This is a genomic window from Levilactobacillus spicheri DSM 15429, from assembly GCF_001435095.1.
GTDB classification, from domain to species: Bacteria; Bacillota; Bacilli; order Lactobacillales; family Lactobacillaceae; genus Levilactobacillus; species Levilactobacillus spicheri.
On the sequence record NZ_AZFC01000036.1, the window covers coordinates 14,938 to 33,345 of the forward strand.

The window sequence follows — 18,408 nt, forward strand, 5'->3', positions numbered from 1 at the left end:
TTCATTGTTCTTCTAAGTTTTCTAAGCCCGCCACCAGCCGGTTCAACGTCGCGTCGTGGGGATAGTGGTCCCGGACGTACGACTGAATCTCGTCAGCCTGTTGGTTGCGCGCGGTAAATTCCTGATAGAGATGCAGCTTGGCTTCGTACGCCTCCAAGATTTTCTCGGTCCGGCGCAGGTTATCGTAAACGGCCTGCCGGCTGACGTTGAATTCCTCGGCGATCTCACCCAGGGAGTAATCGTCCCCGTAATACAGCTGCATGTAGTTGTTCTGCTTAGCCGTCAATAACGGTTGATAAAAGGCAAAGAGGGAATTGATGCGATAATTTTTTTCAAGCTCCATACTTGACCCTCCCTTTCATGTCACACTCTATTAGAGTACCGATTTTTCGCGGTGGCGTCAATTTTTTTCACACATTCCCGGAGATTCGGTGGTTGCGTAGCCGGCCGGCCCATTAAAAAAGGGCGCATCCTTGATGGGACGCACCCCTTCTGTTAATTGAACGAATACCTCAACGAGTGACAACTACCAATTGCTTCCGCTCAGCTGGGCCGGGCCCACCCCGTTCCAGCCCAATTTTTGTCGGGCCCGGAAGCACCGGGTGAGCCCCAGTAGCCCTGATTTTAAGCTTTCTCCAGCGCCGACACGTCGATCAAGCCCTTGAACAGGCCGTACACGAACTCGTTTGGATCGAACGGCCGTAAGTCGTCGATCTGTTCGCCAAGCCCGATAAACTTCACGGGCACGTGCAGCTCGTTACGAATCGCCAGGACGATCCCCCCACGGGCGGTCCCATCGAGCTTGGTCAGCACGATGCCCGTCACGTCGGTGGATTCCTTAAAGAGCTTGGCCTGGGTCAACGCATTCTGTCCGGTCGTCGCATCCAAAACCAGTAAGACCTCGTGCGGCGCCGCCGGAATCTCCCGGGTGATGATCCGCTTCATCTTCGCCAACTCGTTCATCAAGTTGACCTTGTTCTGGAGCCGGCCGGCGGTGTCTACGAACAAGATGTCGTAGTTCTCCCGCTTGGCCTTCTGAACGGCGTCAAACACCACGGCCGCCGGGTCCGATTGCGGTTGCCCCTTGACGATGTCCACGTGGCCGCGCTTGGCCCAGACGTCCAGTTGTTCGGTCGCCCCGGCCCGGAACGTGTCGGCCGCGGCCAGCAGGACCTTCTTGCCCGCCTGGTGATACCGGTTGGCCATCTTCCCGATGGTCGTGGTCTTGCCGACACCGTTGACCCCGACGAACAGGATCACGGTCGGGCCTTCTGGTGCCATGTTCAGCGCGGTGCTTTCCTCGTCATTACCGGCCTGGTCGTAAATCTCGACCATCTTTTCCACGATGACGTTCTGAACATCCTGTGACCGCTTGGCGTTTTGCAGCTTGACCTCGTCGCGTAGCTCATCGCTGAGCTTGACGGCCATGTCAAAACCGACATCGGCGCCAATCAGGGTCTCTTCTAGATCATCGAAGAAGCCCTCATCGACGTGCCGGAAGTTCGCCAGCAAGGCGTTCAGGCGTTCCCCAAACGTGTGCCGGGTCTTCTCAAGTCCCTGGTCGTAGAGCTGCTCGTCGGTCTTCACACTGGCACTTTCGGACTCTTCCACGGGTTCACTGGTCACCGCCGACGTGCTGGCTTCTGCGCTCGCCGTTGAGATCGAAGCGACGCTCACCGAGGCCGTCGAGGTCAGTGATGAACGGCTCTCCTGGCTAGCAACGGCGGTGACGGAAGCCGTCTCACGAGACGCTGCCTGCGTGACCGAAGCGGGCGCCGCACTGGCCACCGAAGCAACCGGTTGTGCGGACGTCTCCGCCACCGCCGCTGGTTCGGCGCTCACGGAGGCCGTTTCCTCACGGGTGCTTGGCTGTGTGGCCGCCGCGGTGGCGGACGCAGCGGGCGTTGCGGTCTCGGCGCTGTGGGTAGCGGTGGTACTGGTCGTTAAGGACACGCTCGAGGCGGCACTTTCACTCGCCGTGACACTGGCACTCGCACTGGCGTCACTGGTCAGGCTGGTGCTGGTCGTGAGGCTTTCGCTCGTGGGTGTCTCCTGAGCCGACTTCTTCGAACGTCGGCGAAAAATATCAAATAATCCCATTATGATGGCTTCCCTTCCGAAGTGGTTTGCTGGTCAAGATCCACGGTGACCATCTTGGACACCCCGGACTCTTGCATCGTGACCCCGTAGAGCACATCGGCCTGAACCATGGTCTCCTTCCGGTGAGTGATCACGATAAACTGTGTTTGATCCTGGAATTGGTGCATGTAACGGGCAAAGCGCGTCACGTTCGCGGGGTCCAGGGCGGCCTCCACCTCATCGAGGATGCAGAACGGCACCGGTTGGACCTGTAAAATGGCGAACAGTAACGTGATGGCCGTCAAGGCCCGTTCGCCCCCGGACAGCAAGCCCATGTTCTGAAACTTCTTGCCGGGTGGCTGCGCCATGATGTCGATCCCCGTGGTCAGCAGGTCGTGCGGGTCGGTCAGCACCAACTTCGCCGTGCCGCCGCCAAACATCTGCTTAAACGTGGCCGTAAACTTCGTGGCAATCTGCGTAAAGCTTTGTTGGAACCGATCTCTGACCTGGCCATCAAGTTCGGCCATGGTGGCGGTCAGCTGGTTCTTCGCCGTCAACAGGTCGTCTCGTTGCTGGGTCAAGAACTGGTAACGGTCGCGGACCTCCTGGTACTCGTCGATGGCGTTTAAGTTAACCGACCCGATCTCATCCAGTCCCCGCTTCAAGAGCTTCAACTGCATCGCTAACTCGTTGTCCGGCAGGTCACTGACGTCCTGTTCGGCCGTCGCGAGGCTCAGCTGATACTTCTCGGACAGTTGGGTCTGTTGCTGATCGATCAGCGCCGTCAAGCGGGTCTGGTCGACCTGGGCCTGCTTCAGGTCATCGTTGGCGACCTGGAGCAGCCCCGTCGTCCGGTCACTCTCCTGGGTCGCCGCCGCGGCCTGGTCGTTGACCGTCGTGAGCTGTTGGTCCACCTGGGTCAGGTGATCTTGAACCGCCTGGCGGTCAGACTGGGCCGTGGCCAACTGCTGTTGAGCGGCGGCCGGCGTCAACGCCTTCGCGTTGGCCAGGGCCGCTAACTGGGCTTGCACCCGTTGCAGGTCATGGGCCGCCGTATGCTGCGCGGCTTCACGGGCGGTCTGATTCTTTCGTTGTTGCTGCAGGCGTTCCTTCGCACCCGCCAGCCAAGTCTGTTTGGAGGTCAAGACCTCCCGCTGGCTGGCTTGCTGGGTGCTGACCACCTTGATCTGGCTCTGCAATTGCGCGACTTGTTTCTCCTGGTCGGCAATCGCGGCTTCGCCCTGGGTGATCTGGTCGGTCAGCTTCGCCGCTTGGGCGGTCTGATCACTGACCCCCGCCTGCTTGATCTCGAGCTGAGCCGCCTGGAGTTGGCGGGCGGCCTGCTTCGCCGCAGTCTGGGCGGTGGCCAAGTCATCCTTGGCCTGCCGACACTGAGGCTGCAACTGATTGATCGTGGTTTGTAACCGTTGGGTGGTCTGTTCGCTGGCCTGCATGGCATCCCGCTGGGCCTGAACCTTTTTCTCCTGGTCCAGTAATTGGGCGTGCATGGTGGTCAGCGACTCCTGAAGCTGCTGGAGCTCCTGCCGTTGCCGCAACACACTGTTGCGCGCGTGGCGGCTTTGCCCCCCGGTGATGGCCCCACTGGCACTGACCAGGTCGCCAGCTAAGCTGACCACCCGGTAGCGGCGCCGGACCCGCTGGCTGATGACCACGGCCGCATCGAGGTCCGTGGCCAATAACGTGGTGCCCAGCAGATGGTCTAAGATGCCATGCGCCCGGTCCTCGGTGGTGACCAGCTCGTTACCGACCCCCAGGAAACCCGGGAACCCGTTCAGACTATTGCGGGTCGCGGCGTCGAGACGCCGGCCCCGAACGGTGGTCAGCGGCAGGAAGGTCGCCCGTCCGGCATGGTTCTCCCGTAGGAAGGCTACGGCGGCTTTGGCGGCCGCTTCGTCGGTCACCACGACCTGTTGCAGCTGTCCCCCCAGCGCGTATTCGATCGCGGTGGTGTAGCGTTGGGGCACCTGTAGCAGTTCGGAAACGGCGCCGACCAGGCCGCTGAACCGGTCCCGTTGACGCAAGATGGCCTTGGCCCCCTGGCCAAAGCCCCCGTAAGCCGCGGCCGCGGCTTGCTGACTGGCGGCCTTGGTCTGCGCCCGTTGATAGACTTCCAAAGCGGCCTGCCAGTTACGTTGGAGCTGTTGGTACTGGGACTGGTGCGCCTGATACGTGCCCGCCTCGGCGTCGTTAGCCTGTTCGGCGGCGGTCAGCTGTGTCTGGAGTTGCTCGGCCTGTGCTTTGAGCTCGGTAACCCGTTGCTGGGTCGTTTGGGCCGTTTGTTGCAGGTCCGTCAGCTGCGTCGTCAACCGCTGGCTGCGTTGTTGCTGGCGTTCTTGGTCTTGTTGCAGGTACTGCCGTTCGTTTCGCCAGTTGGCCACGGCCTGTTTCTGGTCAAAATAGGCCGTTCGCAGGTGTTCTAGCTGGTCACGCAGGTCGGTGACCCGCTGCTCAGCCGTCTCCTGCCGCAGCTCCTTGATCTCGGCCTGGCAGACCTTGATCTGCTTTTCGAGCTCCGCGATGGACGCCTGGCCCGCCGTCAACTGGTCGGTCAGAGTCTGTTGCTGCTTCGTCAGCGTGGTGACCTGGTCATCCAGCTGTTGTCGTTGGCTTTCCTGGTTTCGCCGCTGTTCGGCCGACAGGTTGACCTGTCCTTGGGACTGTTCCACCCGTTGCGTTGCCGCCACCAGTTGGGCCTGCAGATCGTCTTTTTGAGCCAGTAATTGCGTCTGCTGGGTCTGCAGCTCCGTGACCACCCGTTGCTGGTCCTGTTGGGCCGTCTGGTACCGGGTGACCAGCCGCTGCTTTGCCGTGACCCGCTGGTCAATCGTTTGCTTCTGGTCCAGCTCGGTGTGGAGTTGCCGCACCAGTTGAGTCCGGTCCAGCACGGCAAACTTCTTCTGTTGGTCCAGGTAGTCTTGCGCCAGGTTGCTCTGCTCCTCGAGGGGTTGGAGACGCCCTTCCAGTTCGGCAATGATGTCTTCGACCCGGTGCAGGTCCCCCATGGTCCCGTCGAGTTCGCGCTGCGCGGTCTCCTTGTGCTTGCGGTACTTATAGACCCCGGCGACCTCTTCAACGATGCTGCGCCGATCCTCCGGCTTACTGTTGAAGATGGCCTCGACGCGGCCCTGGGAAATGATGGAGAAGGAGTCCTGACCCATCCCCGAGTCCATTAACAACTCGGTAATGTCCTTTAACCGGCAATTCTGGCCGTTCAGCAGGTACTCACTCTCACCGGACCGGTAGAGGATCCGGCTAATGGTAATTTCCGTATAAGCACTCTTTAAATAGTGGTCACTGTTGTCCAGGGTGATGGCCACCGCCGCCCGGTTCAGGGCGTGCCGGTCGGTCGATCCACCGAAGATCACGTCGGGCATCTTACTGCCCCGCAGGCTCTTGGCGGACTGCTCCCCTAATACCCAACGGACGGCTTCCGCAATGTTGCTCTTGCCGCTACCGTTGGGGCCGACGATGCCAGTCATTCCCGGCAAAAAGTCGATGCGGGTCTTATCCGCAAAGGATTTGAACCCACTAATCTCTAATGTCTTTAACCGCATCGTTCGTCATCCTTACTCTGCTTTCAAATTTTCCAGCGCGTGCCGGGCGGCGTTTTGTTCCGCGTGTTTCTTCGAATGGCCCGTGCCCTCGCCTAACAGCTTGTCGTTCACGTACACGGCCACCTTAAAGGCCAGATCATTGTCCGGGCCCTGTTCGTCCAGCAACCGGTAGTCGATGCTGACGGCCCCGTGTTGTTGGACCAATTCTTGAAGCTCCGTCTTGTGGTCGAAGAATTCGTCGAAGCGACCCTCGTCGAGCTTGGGGAAGACCACCTGCGTCACGAACTTGACCACGGCGTCCAGCCCCTGATCGAGGTACAGGGCCCCGATAAAGGACTCAAAAATATCACATAACAGCGAATCGCGTTGCCGTGCTTGCGCCTTTTCCTCACCCTTGCCCAGTCGGATGTACTGGTCGAAGTGACACTCACGCGCAAAACTAGCAAAACTATTCTCGTTGACCATCGCGGCCCGTAACCGGGTCAAGCGGCCCTGGGGCATCTGGGGGTAACGGCGATAAATGTAGTTGGAGACGACCAACTGCATCACGGCATCCCCTAAGAACTCGATGCGTTCGTAAAATTTCAAGCCCTGGTTCGGGTGTTCATTGACGTATGACGCCTGGGTAAAGGCCTCGTCGAGTAACGATTGGTCCTTGATATGAATCCCAAAGCGATCCGCTAACTCCTGATTTAATCCAGCAATCACGTACGATTCCTCATTTCTGCGTTTAGATTGAAAAAGCCCGGGACGAAAGGTTGCGGCCCGGACTCGCTTCAGTAACTATTTTTGTGCTTGATGGGCGACAATGTAGTCAACCACTTCACCAATGGTGTTCAACTTTTCGGCGTCTTCGTCGGAAATCTCGGCACCAAACGTGTCTTCCAGTTCCAGAACGAATTCAACAAAGTCGATTGAATCGGCGTCCAGGTCCTGCTTAAAATTGAGTTGCTCATTGATCCCCGCGCGGTCGACTTCAAATCGATCGGCGATGATATCAGCAATTTTATCAAAAATTTCTGCTCTCGTCATTTGCTATCCCTCGCTCACAGTATTCAATAGTAAGTTTAGCCGTTTTGCGGGGCCTTGTCTAGCACATTATCATCTGAATCGGGGCCCCCACAGGAATCCCCCGTCCGTGCTTGACACGCTCCCCGTCCTTACTTCAGGGCTTCCTTCAACGCCGCCATTTGATCGGCGTGTTCGCTGAAGTAATCGACCAGTTGCTTGGAACTGTCAGTGGCCAGCAACTCGCGGATCTGGCCGATCGTGTTCTTGACCGTCTCCGCCTTGGTCGAGCCGTGGGTCTTCACGACCGGCGCCTTCAAACCGAGCAGAACCGCTCCGCCATACTGGGAATAGTCCATGGCGTCCCGCACGTTATGGAAGACCGGCCGTAAAAGGCTGGCCCCCAGCTTGCCGCCGAGGCCGCCGCTCATGATCTCACCCTTGATCAGCTTCAGCATGGACAGCGCCGTGCCTTCGATGGCCTTCAGCGTTGCGTTGCCGGTAAAGCCGTCGGTGACCACCACGTCGGCCGCCCCGTTCAAGAGTTCCCGGGACTCCACGTTGCCCACGAAGTTCAGGTCCGGCATCTGGGCCAGCGTATCGTGGATCGCCCGGTGATTCTTATCACCCTTGTCCGCCTCGGTCCCGTTGTTCAGCAGGCCGATGCGGGGATTCTGCACGTGCATCACCGACTGAGCGTAGCGTTGCCCCATGATGGCGTACTGCACCACGTTAAAGGGCTTGGTATCCGCGTTGGCCCCCACGTCGAGCATCACGAAGCTGGACTGGTCCGGCTTGCGCAGGACCGGCAGGGTCGTCGTGAGCCCCGGCCGGTCGATGCCCTTGATGCGGCCCACGATTAGCAGGCCCGCCGTTAAGACGGCCCCGGTATTGCCGGCGGAGAAGAAGGCGTCCGCCTCCCCGTCGCGGACCGCGTTGGCGGCCAAGACGATACTGGACTGCTTCTTGCGGCGGACGGCGCGGACGGGTTCGTCCCCCATCTCGATGACTTCCGTGGCCGGCACCAGGGTGATGCGGGTGGTGTCCTTGAGCAACGGTTGGACCTTCTCCGGTTGTCCGTACAGCAGGAATTCTAGGTCACTGTAAGCGTCGCGAGCCTGTTCGATTCCCTTCACGATCTCGTCGGGGGCGTAGTCGCCACCCATTGCATCGACGGCAATTTTCATAGTAATTTTCTCCTTTGTTAATCCATAGTCGTGGTCTGATGCGCGGTCGTGGTCAAGAAGGCCGCAACCGGCAGGTTCTCGTCCTGGCTGGCCCAGTCATCCTGCGTGACGATCGTCTTAGCCACCTGTTGGGCGGTGCTTAAGATGTTCAGGTCGGCCACCGGGTCCCCGACCTTGAACTCGGGCACCCCGGACTGCTTACGGCCCAAGACGTCCCCGGGACCCCGGAGTTCCAGGTCCTTTTGGGACAGGACGAACCCGTCGGTGGTGCTGGTCATGGTGGTCATCCGCTCAATGGCCAACTGGTTCTTGGGGTCGGCGATCAGGATACACTTGGACGCCTTTTGCCCCCGCCCGACCCGGCCGCGCAGTTGGTGCAGCTGGGCCAAGCCAAAGTGGTCGGCATCGTAGATCATCATCAGGGTGGCGTTGGGCACGTCGACCCCAACTTCGATGACCGTGGTCGCGACCAACACCTGAAATTCGTTGGCCTTGAACGCGTCCATGATGGCGTTTTTCTCGTCGTTTTTCATCCGACCGTGGAGCAAGCCCACCTTGTACTGGGGCTCGAACGTCTCCTGGAAGCGCTGATAGATGGCCTCGGCGTTCTTCATGTCCACCGCCTCGGATTCTTCGATCAGCGGCGTGACCACGTAAGCCTGAGAGCCCGCGGCGAGTTCGGCCTTGACCTCCCGCAGCATGCTGGTCTCCTGGTTGCTGCGAATCCAGGTCGTCTGAATCGGCTGGCGTCCGGCCGGCAACTCGTTGATAATGGACACGTCCATTTCCCCGTACGCGGTGATGGCCAGGGTTCGGGGGATCGGCGTGGCGGTCATCGCCAAGATGTCCGGTTGGGCCCCCTTCTGCCGCAAGGCCTGCCGTTGGTTCACCCCAAAACGGTGTTGCTCGTCAATGACCGCTAAGCCCAGGTGGTGGTAGTGCACGTCCGGCTGAATCAGCGCGTGGGTGCCGACCACCAGGTTGACCTCACCGTTGGCGATTTGGGGCAAGAGGACCTTTCGCGCGGCCGGTTTGGTCGCCCCGGTCAGCAACGCCACGTTGACCGGGAAGTCCGCGAAGAGCTTCGCCAAGTTGTTGGCGTGTTGTTCGGCCAGGATTTCCGTGGGCGCCATCAGGACGGCTTGCGTCCCCGACGTGATGGCCGCGTACATCGCGATGGCCGCTACGACCGTCTTGCCGCTCCCCACGTCCCCCTGCAACAGCCGGTTCATGTGAATCGGTCGCTTCAGGTCGAAGCAGATCTCGTTGACCACCTTTTTCTGGGCGGCCGTCAATTCGTACGGCAGACTGCCAATGAACCGCTTCAGGTCCGGCAAGTCGTAGGTCAGGGCCTGGCCGTGAAGGGTATGGTCTTGCTGCTTCACGATCTGCAACCGTAATTCGAAGAGGAAAAACTCCTCGAACTTGGCCGTGCGCCGGGCCGCCTGGGCCGCCTGCGCATCGGCCGGAAAGTGCATGTCGTGGATCATCTGCCGCCGGTGTAACAGGCGGTATTGGTCCCGCAAGGTCTCCGGAATCAGGTCCACGATGACCGGCTCGTAGGCGTCATACGCCTCCGTCACCAGCTTCTTGATGGTCGCCTGCCGAATCTCCTTATTGGCCGGATAGATCGACCCCATGGACCCGTTGGCACTGGTCAGCAGCTTCATGCCGGCCATGCTCTGGCGCTTGGCGTCGAACCGCCCGTAGACCACCAGTTCCCGGCCGACCTCGATCTGGTCGCGTAACCAGGGTTGGTTGAAGAAGGTCACCGGAATGACGTTGTGATCGGTCAGGACCAGGCGAAAGTTCAGCCGGTTCTTCTTCCGCCCGAACCGCGTCAGGACTGGTTCGGCCGCCACGGTGCCCTTGAGCGTCACCTTGGCCTGGTCGGTCAGTTCCGCCGGGTCCTTGGCCTGGAGATCTTCGTACCGAAAAGGAAAGTACGTCAACAAATCATTGACGTTTTCAATGTCGAGTTCCTTCAAGGCCTGGACCCGTTTGGGACCGACCCCGTTCAGACTCGCGACGGAATCACTTAAACTCGCCATGGACCGTGCCTCCTTTCACCATTTTTGTCCCTGTTCACGGGGATGCTTCCCCCCGCAATCGCAAAAGCGTTTGGGACAAAAGTCTCAGCTACTTTGATTCTCCGAACTTCTGATGTCCCACTCTCGTAATTGCGAAAAAAAGATTGGACGGTTGTCCAATCTTTTCGGGCCTGTGTCATTATTCCACCGAAATCAAGAATGGATAAACCGGTTGGTCTCCTTCGTGAACTTCTGTTTCCAGGTCGGCGTCTAAGGCCGCGACCTGTTGTTGTAACTGATCGGCCACTTCCGCCGTCGTGTCGGCGCCGTAGATGATCGTGACGATTTCACTATCGTCGTCGAGCATCGCCTTGACCGTGGCAACAGCCGTCTGCAGGAGATCCGCGTCGGTCACCTTGATGGTACCGTCCACGATCCCCATGTAGTTGCCTTCTTTAATGTCAAACCCATCCAGCTGGGTATCCCGAATCGCGTGGGTCACCTGACCACTCTTGACCGTGTCCAGGTTGTCTTCCATGGCTTCCTGGTTCTCTTCCAGCTTGGCGTCGGGGTTGTAGCCCAGCATCGCCGTCATCCCTTGCGAAACGGTCTTCGCGTGAACGATGACCGTGGGGATGTCCGCGACCTCAGCCGCTTGTTCGGCCGCCAAGAAGATGTTCTTGTTGTTCGGCAACACGATGGCCCGCTTAGCTTGCGAGTCATTGATCGCGTCAACGATGTCCTGCGTGCTAGGGTTCATGGTTTGGCCCCCGTTGACCACGTGGGTCACACCCAGGCTCTTGAACAGCGTCGCTAAGCCGTCACCCGCGGCGATCGCGATGATGGCCGTGTCAGCGGGTTGTTGTTGCGCTTTCGCTTCGGCCTTTTCGACCGGCGTCTCGGCATTTTCTTCTTCGTCGTGTTCGATGATCGTCTCTTGTTGCATCCGCATGTTGTCGACCTTGACCTTGGCCAAGTCCCCGAATTCTTGTCCCCAGGCAATGACCTTACCGGGGTGTTCGGTATGCACGTGGACCTTCACGATCTCGTCGTCGTTCACGACTAACAGGGAGTCCCCCAGGTCAGCCAGGTAGTTGTAGAAGGTGTCGTAGTCAAACTTGTGATCCACCTGCTTGCCCCGGCCGATCCGGACCATGATTTCGGTACAGTAACCGTACTTGATGCTGTTCGGATCCAGCTTGCCCTGCACGCTTTGGTGGTGGGTCGCATCGATCATTTCGTCCATCTCGGCATCGTCTGGTTGGTAATCCTGGGTCTCGGCGACCCGCCCGTTCAGGGAGTCATCAAAGGCTTCCAGGACAAAGGTCAGTCCCTGACCACCGGAATCGACCACGCCGACCTGCTTCAAAACGGGCAGTAAGTCGGGCGTTGTCGCCAAGGCTTCCTTGGCCGCCGTGTAAACGGCATCCATCACGGCTAAGACGTCATCCGAGTCCTTAGCGGCGTTTAATCCCGCTTGGGCCCCTTCACGCACGACCGTCAAAATGGTCCCTTCCGTGGGCTTCATCACGGCCTTGTAGGCCGTTTCGGCGCCGGCAGCGAACCCGTCGGCCAGGTCTTGGGCCGTCAGCGTCTGCTTGTCCGCCAGCTTGCGGGAGAAGCCCCGAAAAATCTGGGATAGGATGACCCCGGAGTTACCCCGGGCCCCCATCAGCAGACCCTTGGCTAAGGCCGTAGCCAGGGCCCCCACAGCGGTGGTGTCTGCATCCCGCTCATACTTGGCCCCACTCTGCAGTGACAGGCTCATGTTGGTCCCGGTATCCCCATCGGGCACGGGAAACACGTTCAATGAATTAATAAAATCAGCGTTTTGGTTTAGTTTTTGCGAGGCGGCCTGAACCATCTTACCAAACTCAAGATTAGTAATTTCTGTGACTTTCAACTAAGTATCCTCCTTGATTTCAGCACGTCTGGCTAGTCAGCCAACACCCGCACCCCTTGGACAATCACGTTGACCGAGTTGGCCGTGACGCCGAGCATTGTTTCCAGGTTGTATTTCACTTTAGCTTGGACGTTGCGGGAGACTTCGGAAATCTTGGTCCCGTAACTCACGATCACGTAAACGTCGATGGCGACGCCGTTGTCTTCCTGACGAACGACCACCCCGCGCGCGTAGTTTTCGCGGCGGAGAATATCGTTCACGTTATCGCGTAGTTGATTCTTGCTTGCCATGCCCACGACACCATAATTATCAGTCGCGGCACCCCCAACTACGGTCGCAATCACTTCATTGGTAATATCAATTGTTCCGTACTGAGTCTTAATCTTTACGGCCATGGAAATAGCCTCCTTGTCAAAGAATAGAATCTTAACAGAAATTAATCTTACCACAACCCACCCGAAAATAGAAATAGGAACACCGGAAAGCGGGTAGTAGCGGTAATTAAGTGTCAAGGGAAATTACTTGAAAGAAAATATTGCGTTCGGTCAAAGAGTATGGTAAATTAGTCAGGTGAGTAAAAAGCACTGCTTTTTAAACAGTAATGAATCCATGAAGGAGGGTTTACGCCATGGCAAAGGATTTTATCAACGGTAAGCGGACGCGCTTCGGTAACAAGCGTTCCCACGCCTTAAACTCGACTCGTCGTGCTTGGAAGCCGAACTTGCAAAAGGTTCGCATCTTAGTGGACGGTAAGCCAAAGAAGGTTTGGATTTCTACCCGGACCTTGAAATCAGGTAAGGTAACTCGCGTTTAGTCAGTGACTAAATTCGATTGATAAACGAAAAGACGCGCTTTCAGCCAACGGTTGAGGGAGCGTCTTTTTTCGTATGATCAGTCCTCGCTTCACGCCGGCGAGCAAGGTACCCTTGATGTTCTCCGGCACGCGTCCCGCTCGTTAAAATCGACGAAAGTTGCCGATTACTTCCGCTCAGCTGGGCCGTGACGCTAGTGACCACCTTGCCATTTCGTCTCAACTGCCGTCATAGTGGCGTGTCAGCGTTTTTCCACATACTTAGCACGGAAAACATCAGTCGACAAAACGAAAAGACAATGCCAACACCGTTTTCTAATCAACTAGCACTATCCGTACTCAATATCATCCGGTTTTCCAAAGCTGCCCGAAATTTACGGCAATCGCTCATGTCATGGCACCTAGATCAGCGGCACAGAGGCGACTTGCTGGCCGTGGTGAAATTGATGTTGGCGGGCGTTTTTAGCCCACCTACATCAAGGCCGAGCTCTGGAGACTCGTACTTTGAGGCTCCAGAGTCGTGCCCACCTCGGCCGGCTTGCTCGCCGGCGTGAAGCGCTGGTTAGCCTCCTTCTACCCAGCAATCCATTAATCGTCCAACTGAATTTACCTATTAATGAAGCAATCCATCTATCCGCCCAATTCAAAAGGCCGCACAGCCCCCATTTAACGGGGGTGTGCGGCCTTCTTAGGTCACGCTATCTAATTATTCATGCCGGGCTTCGTACGTGTCACAGCTTTGAATGACACACAGTAAGCCGGTGTCGAACTGAAACGTCCCGGTCTCGCCAATAAACTCGTTACTGGCAAAGGAAATCGGGTACGGAATCGGTTCGTCGTGGAGCGGATATTTTTCGTCAAACAGGCTCAGGTGGTCAATCGGCGTCAACGGGATAAACGCCAGGTACTTCTTATCGGCTTCCTTCTGGAGCGTGTAGTGTCCCGGCAGATAGAAGGTGATTGTGTTCTGCCGGTCGATCAGGCGAATCTGGCCCGCGTAGGCCTTGTACCGGGGTTCTAAGACCAGGAACAGGTTGGCCAAGAAGTGGTCCAACCGCCCGCCCGTCGCCCCGTAAATGTCGACCTGCTCGGCGTGGTAGTCCCGAAAGGCCACCATGACCGCCATCTGGGTGTCGGTAAAGTCCTTTTCGGGCTGGGCCTGCCGCACGTCCTTGACGTTTCGGCGCACCGACTGCAGCTCCGGCTCCTGCAGGGAGTCGAAGTCCCCGATCGCCGCGACCGGTTGAATGTTCAGATCGATCAACCGCAGGGTCCCCCGATCGACCCCAATCCAGGGGCCCGTAATCTCATGGGCCGCCAACGATTCGGGCCAGTTGGCCTTAGGACCGCCTACCAGGAGATTAAACGTTCCGCCCCGTGGCATTATTTCGTGGCGTCCTTCAAAGCCTTGATCCGGGCAGCCGGGTCGTCCGCGTTAAAGACGTAGGAACCCGCCACAGCGACCGTCGCACCGGCGTTGGCACATTCAACAACGGTCTGGTCGTTGACCCCACCGTCGACTTCGATGTCAAAGTCGTAGCCCTTGGCCTTCTTGATGGCGTCCAATTGGGCGATCTTCTCGACCGTGCTGTGCAGGAACTTTTGGCCCCCGAAACCAGGGTTAACGGTCATGACCAGCACTTGGCCGACCATGCCCAAGACGGGTTCGATGGCGCTGACCGGCGTCCCTGGGTTGATGACCACTTCCGGCGTGGCACCGGCGTTTTGAATCATCTGTAAGGCCCGGTGAATGTGGGGCGTTGCTTCGACGTGGACCCCGATGATGTCCGCACCGGCCTTGGCAAAGTCGTCGACGTACCGTTCAGGGTTTTGAACCATCATGTGCACGTCTAAGACCATCTTCGTGATGGGCCGAATCGCCTTGACCCAGCCGGGACCGTAGGATAAGGCCGGCACGAATTGACCGTCCATGATGTCGATGTGGAGCACTTCCGCCCCCGCTTGGTCGACCTTTTCGATGTCTGGTTGTAAGTTGACGTAATCCGCACTTAAAATTGATGGCGCTACTTTAATCATAAATTCTCTTCCTCATTTCTTTTTGTTATAAACAGGTTTTTGGTTCTGTAACAACGTGAGTAATTGTAAGTAGTTGTCGTACCGGCTCTGTAAGACGTCACCGGCCGCCAACGCTGCCTTGACCGCACACCCGGGTTCGTTCACGTGAACGCAGCCCCGGAACCGACACTGGCTCGCCAGCGCCCGAAATTCGGGGAAATACTGGCCGAGTTCGCGGTAGTCGATCGTCAGGGTGTCGTAAGACGAGAACCCCGGCGTGTCGGCCACTAGCCCGCCGGCAATCGGCATCAAGCTCACCTTACGGGTCGTGTGCCGCCCCCGGTTCAGGGCCGTCGAGATTTCGCCGGTCGCCAGGTCCAGGTCCGGCACCAGGTGGTTCAGTAACGTGGACTTGCCCGCCCCGGTCTGGCCCATGATGACCGTTTCCTGGTCGGCCAGTAACGTGCGCAGCTGGTCCAAGCCGTCCTGGGCGAACGGTTCACGACTGAGGCACACGGGGTAACCCACCTGCCGGTACGCGGCCGCCAGCGTCACGAACTGCTGATAACGGTCATCCGTGATCAGGTCGGTCTTGGTAAAGTAGATCACCGGCTTGATGTGGCTCACCTCGAGGGCGATCAGCTGCCGGTCCAAGAGGTTCGTCGAGAACTCCGGCGACGCCACCGCGGTCACCACGACCCCCTGGTCAATGTTGGCGACCGGTGGGCGGGTCAGCGCGTTGTCGCGCGGTAGGATCTCGAGGATATAGCCTTCCTTGGGGGATGAACTTTCAAACCGCACCCGATCCCCCACTAAGGGCGTAATTCGCTTCTTTCGAAAGTTTCCGCGTGCCCGGGTCCGGTAGAGCTCGCCGTCGCTGAACACGTCGTAAAAGCCGCTGAGCGACTGACGAATCTGTCCTTCTGCCATGGAGCACCTCCTTTGCAAAATAAAAAAGCTCAGTTCCCTTTTATTATAAAAGAACTGAGCCCTAAATGCCCGCTTTTTCCTTAATTTTTCGTCACATGACTATCTTCACCGATCACGTCTCCGTTCCGCACAATCTTGTACGCCCCGGATTTCCCGTGCGCCACCGTAAACGGCAGGGTCACGGTGGTATCGTTTGTGATGGTCATCTGTTTGTAAACCGAGCTCAATTGGTGATCCTGGTCACGCAGATAAATCTGGACCAGGTTCTCCGTCGCCGCCGAACTGGCACTTTCGTCGTCGCTGTCACTACTGCTGGTGCTCGACGCGCTGCTGTCGAACGGGATCTTGACCTTCACGCTGAACTGGTCGGTCGCGGGTCCGGAACTCTCCGGTCCCCGCGACAGGGTCAGCGTGATCTCGTCCCCCTCCTGGACCACGGCGCCCTCACCCGGCGACTGTCGGATGACCTTGCCCTTGTCCACGTCGTTGGAATAGGCGTAGCTAAAGGCCAGGTTGAGGTTGTGATCGGTCGCATAGCGTTGCGCCTGGGCCTTGGTCTTGTCGGTGAGGTCGCTTAACGTGACCGTCTGCGTCCCCGTCGACACGGTCAACGTCATCGTGGTCTCCTTGGGCACGACCCGTTTGCCCGCCGTCACGTTCTGCTGGATGATGCGGCCGGCCGGGACGCTGGTCGAGTGGACCGACTCCCGGTGAACGGTAAACCCGCTGGCCTGCAGCTTAGCCGCCACGCTCGCGTACGAGTCGCCCTGGTAGTTGGCGACCCGGTACGTCCGGGGTCCCGTGCTGATCCACAGGTCCACCTTGGTATTGCGCTGCAGCTGGGTCCCCGAACGCGGTTCCGTCCGGATCACCCGGTGTAACTTGACCGACGAGCTGGCCGCCTTGTGCACGCGGCCGACCTGCAGGTGCGTCTTGACCAGGGCCGTTTGGGCGTTGGCCTGACGGGCCCCCACCACGTTCGGCACACTGGTCATCCGGGGTTGAAAGATCGCCACGCCCAGGGCCGCTCCCAGCAGCAACATCAAGATGACCAGCCCCGTCAGCATAAACTTGCGCCGCCGTGGGTGCCGATCCCGGTACCGCAGCTTCGTGGGTTTATCCGCTTCACTGGCCGCCTGGGTCGGTTTGGTCGTTACCGGTTGGTGCGTGCTCGCCGCCTGCGCCGTCTTGGTCGGATCGGCGATTGCCGTTAAATCGCTCAAGGCGCTGAGCGGCAAGACCTTGGTCTCCCCGTCATCCCCCTGCGGCGTGAACCGGGCCTCGCCCGCCCGCTTCGGTGAGAGGGCGGTGGCCAGGTCCGTCGCCATGTCGGCAACCGTCGCGTAGCGGTCCTGCGGCCGTTTAGCGGTCGCCCGAAAGACCACGTTCTCCAGTGCCTGGGGAATCCGGGGGTCGGTGTCGCGGACCGCCGGAATGTCCGACTGGTAGTGTTTCAAAGCAATCGAGACCGCCGTCTCCCCCTCGAAGGGCACGGTCCCCGTCAGCATCTCGTAGAGAATGATCCCCAGCGAGTAGATGTCCGACTGCTTGGTCGCCATCCCCCCACGGGCCTGTTCCGGTGACAGGTAGTGGACCGACCCCAAGACCGTGTTGGTCTGGGTCAGGCTGCTTTCCGACAGGGTCACCGCGATGCCAAAGTCCGTGATCTTGGCGGTGCGGTTTTGGTCGATCAAGATGTTTTGGGGCTTCAGGTCCCGGTGAATAATGCCGTGTTCGTGAGCCAGCTTCACGGCGTTGAGGATCTGGGTCATGATCTGGATCACCTCGCCGTATGGAATCGGGAAGTGCTCCTTGATATACGCCTTGAGGTCGGTCCCCTCAACGTACTCCATGACCAGGTACTGCATGCCGTTCTCCTCGCCCACGTCGTAGACCTGCACGATGTTGTCGTGGACCAGTTCGGTCGCGGCCAACGCCTCGCGCTGGAACCGCCGCATGGTACTGGGGTCGTCCCGCAGATCGAGGCGCAGAAGCTTGACGGACACGTCCCGGTCCAAGATCAGGTCGTGGGCCAGGTAAACGTTGGCCATGCCGCCCTCGCCCAGGGCCCGCACGATGCGGTAGCGCCCACTTAATGTGTATCCTGCCCGCATGTCAGCTCGCCACCTTCCGACCGTCGTTGGTGACGATAAGAACCGTAATGTTGTCCAACCCCCCGGCCGCGTTGGCCAGGTCGATCAGTTGGTCGCATTTCTGGGTGGGCGTCTGGTGACTCGCCAAAACGGCGGTGATCTGCTGATCATCCACCATGTTGGTCAGCCCGTCCGTGCATAACAGGAGCTGGTCCTCTAAGACCAGCGGATAGGTATTCAAATCAAAGTTCGCGTCGCGGGAGATTCCCAGTGAGCGAATGATCACGTTCTTTTGGGGATGGTGCCGGGCCGCCTGCCGGCTGATCTCGCCGCGCTTGACCAGCTCATTCACCAGGGAATGGTCCTCGGTCAATTGCCGCAGCTGGCCGTCCCGGAACAGGTACGCCCGGGAGTCGCCGATGCTGGCGATGACGACCTCACTGGTGAAGTACACGGCCGCGACCAGCGTGGTGCCCATCCCGTTCAGGTCCGCAAATTGGTTGGACTTCTCGATGATCGAGCGGTTCTCCGACGTGATCTGCTGGCTGATCCAGGCCCGGGCCTCGCGGGTCGTGGCCCACTCGGTCAGTTCGAAGTCGTGGCCCAGGTGGGAAACGGCCATCGCGCTGGCGACGTCGCCGCCCTGGTGGCCACCGATGCCGTCCGCGATCAGGGCCAGGTGTTGCCCCGCCTGATTGGTGAAGACGTCGACGTAGTCCTGATTATCTTCCCGCTGTTTGCCAATCGCCGTTCGAAAGGCTACTTCCATGGTGTCT

15 protein-coding genes are annotated in these 18,408 nt (G+C 58.8%); 1 reads left to right on the plus strand and 14 read right to left on the minus strand.

Features of this window, described 5'->3' with window-relative positions:
- Position 1: 1 nt before the first annotated feature.
- From FD37_RS11625 to FD37_RS11665, 9 genes are all read right to left on the minus strand, one after another.
- Positions 2-343 carry a putative DNA-binding protein gene (locus FD37_RS11625; RefSeq protein WP_056965402.1) on the minus strand — a complete coding sequence of 114 codons (342 nt, stop codon included), beginning with the start codon at positions 341-343 and terminating at the stop codon, positions 2-4.
- A gap of 281 nt (positions 344-624) precedes the next feature.
- Positions 625-2,100 (minus strand): signal recognition particle-docking protein FtsY, encoded by a 1,476-nt coding sequence (gene ftsY / locus FD37_RS11630; protein WP_056965403.1) that lies wholly within the window; start codon positions 2,098-2,100, stop codon positions 625-627.
- Positions 2,100-5,654 carry a chromosome segregation protein SMC gene (gene smc / locus FD37_RS11635; RefSeq protein ID WP_056965404.1) on the minus strand — a complete coding sequence of 1,185 codons (3,555 nt, stop codon included), beginning with the start codon at positions 5,652-5,654 and terminating at the stop codon, positions 2,100-2,102. Before smc ends, ftsY begins: the two co-directional genes overlap by 1 nt.
- A gap of 12 nt (positions 5,655-5,666) precedes the next feature.
- Complete coding sequence (rnc, locus tag FD37_RS11640; protein ID WP_045806694.1) at positions 5,667-6,362, minus strand: ribonuclease III; 696 nt, start codon at positions 6,360-6,362, stop codon at positions 5,667-5,669.
- A gap of 75 nt (positions 6,363-6,437) precedes the next feature.
- A complete protein-coding gene (gene acpP / locus FD37_RS11645) occupies positions 6,438-6,686 on the minus strand; it encodes an acyl carrier protein (protein ID WP_045806695.1) in 249 nt (82 codons plus the stop codon).
- Positions 6,687-6,814: 128 nt separating this feature from the next.
- On the minus strand, positions 6,815-7,849 hold the full coding sequence (gene plsX / locus FD37_RS11650; protein WP_056965405.1) for a phosphate acyltransferase PlsX: 1,035 nt from the start codon (positions 7,847-7,849) through the stop codon (positions 6,815-6,817).
- Between the two features lie 17 nt (positions 7,850-7,866).
- Positions 7,867-9,900: an ATP-dependent DNA helicase RecG gene (gene recG, locus FD37_RS11655; protein WP_056965406.1), complete on the minus strand. Its 2,034-nt coding sequence runs from the start codon at positions 9,898-9,900 to the stop codon at positions 7,867-7,869.
- A gap of 178 nt (positions 9,901-10,078) precedes the next feature.
- Positions 10,079-11,782: a DAK2 domain-containing protein gene (locus FD37_RS11660; protein WP_056965407.1), complete on the minus strand. Its 1,704-nt coding sequence runs from the start codon at positions 11,780-11,782 to the stop codon at positions 10,079-10,081.
- 32 nt (positions 11,783-11,814) lie between these two features.
- Positions 11,815-12,177 (minus strand): Asp23/Gls24 family envelope stress response protein, encoded by a 363-nt coding sequence (locus FD37_RS11665; RefSeq protein ID WP_045806699.1) that lies wholly within the window; start codon positions 12,175-12,177, stop codon positions 11,815-11,817.
- 233 nt (positions 12,178-12,410) lie between these two features.
- Here FD37_RS11665 and rpmB point away from each other — a divergent pair, with 233 nt between their 5' ends.
- Positions 12,411-12,596: a 50S ribosomal protein L28 gene (gene rpmB / locus FD37_RS11670; RefSeq protein WP_045806700.1), complete on the plus strand. Its 186-nt coding sequence runs from the start codon at positions 12,411-12,413 to the stop codon at positions 12,594-12,596.
- A gap of 703 nt (positions 12,597-13,299) precedes the next feature.
- On the opposite strand, the gene FD37_RS11675 is transcribed toward rpmB, so the two are convergent.
- The 5 genes from FD37_RS11675 to FD37_RS11695 all read right to left on the minus strand — a co-directional run bounded on the left by FD37_RS11675 (position 13,300) and on the right by FD37_RS11695 (position 18,401).
- A complete protein-coding gene (locus tag FD37_RS11675) occupies positions 13,300-13,977 on the minus strand; it encodes a thiamine diphosphokinase (RefSeq protein ID WP_045806701.1) in 678 nt (225 codons plus the stop codon).
- A complete protein-coding gene (rpe, locus tag FD37_RS11680; RefSeq protein WP_045806702.1) occupies positions 13,977-14,630 on the minus strand; it encodes a ribulose-phosphate 3-epimerase in 654 nt (217 codons plus the stop codon). The genes FD37_RS11675 and rpe overlap by 1 nt, the downstream gene beginning before the upstream one ends.
- A 12-nt stretch (positions 14,631-14,642) precedes the next feature.
- Positions 14,643-15,539 (minus strand): ribosome small subunit-dependent GTPase A, encoded by an 897-nt coding sequence (gene rsgA, locus FD37_RS11685; RefSeq protein ID WP_056965408.1) that lies wholly within the window; start codon positions 15,537-15,539, stop codon positions 14,643-14,645.
- An 80-nt stretch (positions 15,540-15,619) separates the two neighbouring features.
- Positions 15,620-17,653 carry a Stk1 family PASTA domain-containing Ser/Thr kinase gene (gene pknB / locus FD37_RS11690; protein WP_056965409.1) on the minus strand — a complete coding sequence of 678 codons (2,034 nt, stop codon included), beginning with the start codon at positions 17,651-17,653 and terminating at the stop codon, positions 15,620-15,622.
- A gap of 1 nt (position 17,654) precedes the next feature.
- Complete coding sequence (locus FD37_RS11695; protein WP_045806705.1) at positions 17,655-18,401, minus strand: Stp1/IreP family PP2C-type Ser/Thr phosphatase; 747 nt, start codon at positions 18,399-18,401, stop codon at positions 17,655-17,657.
- Positions 18,402-18,408: the final 7 nt, after the last annotated feature.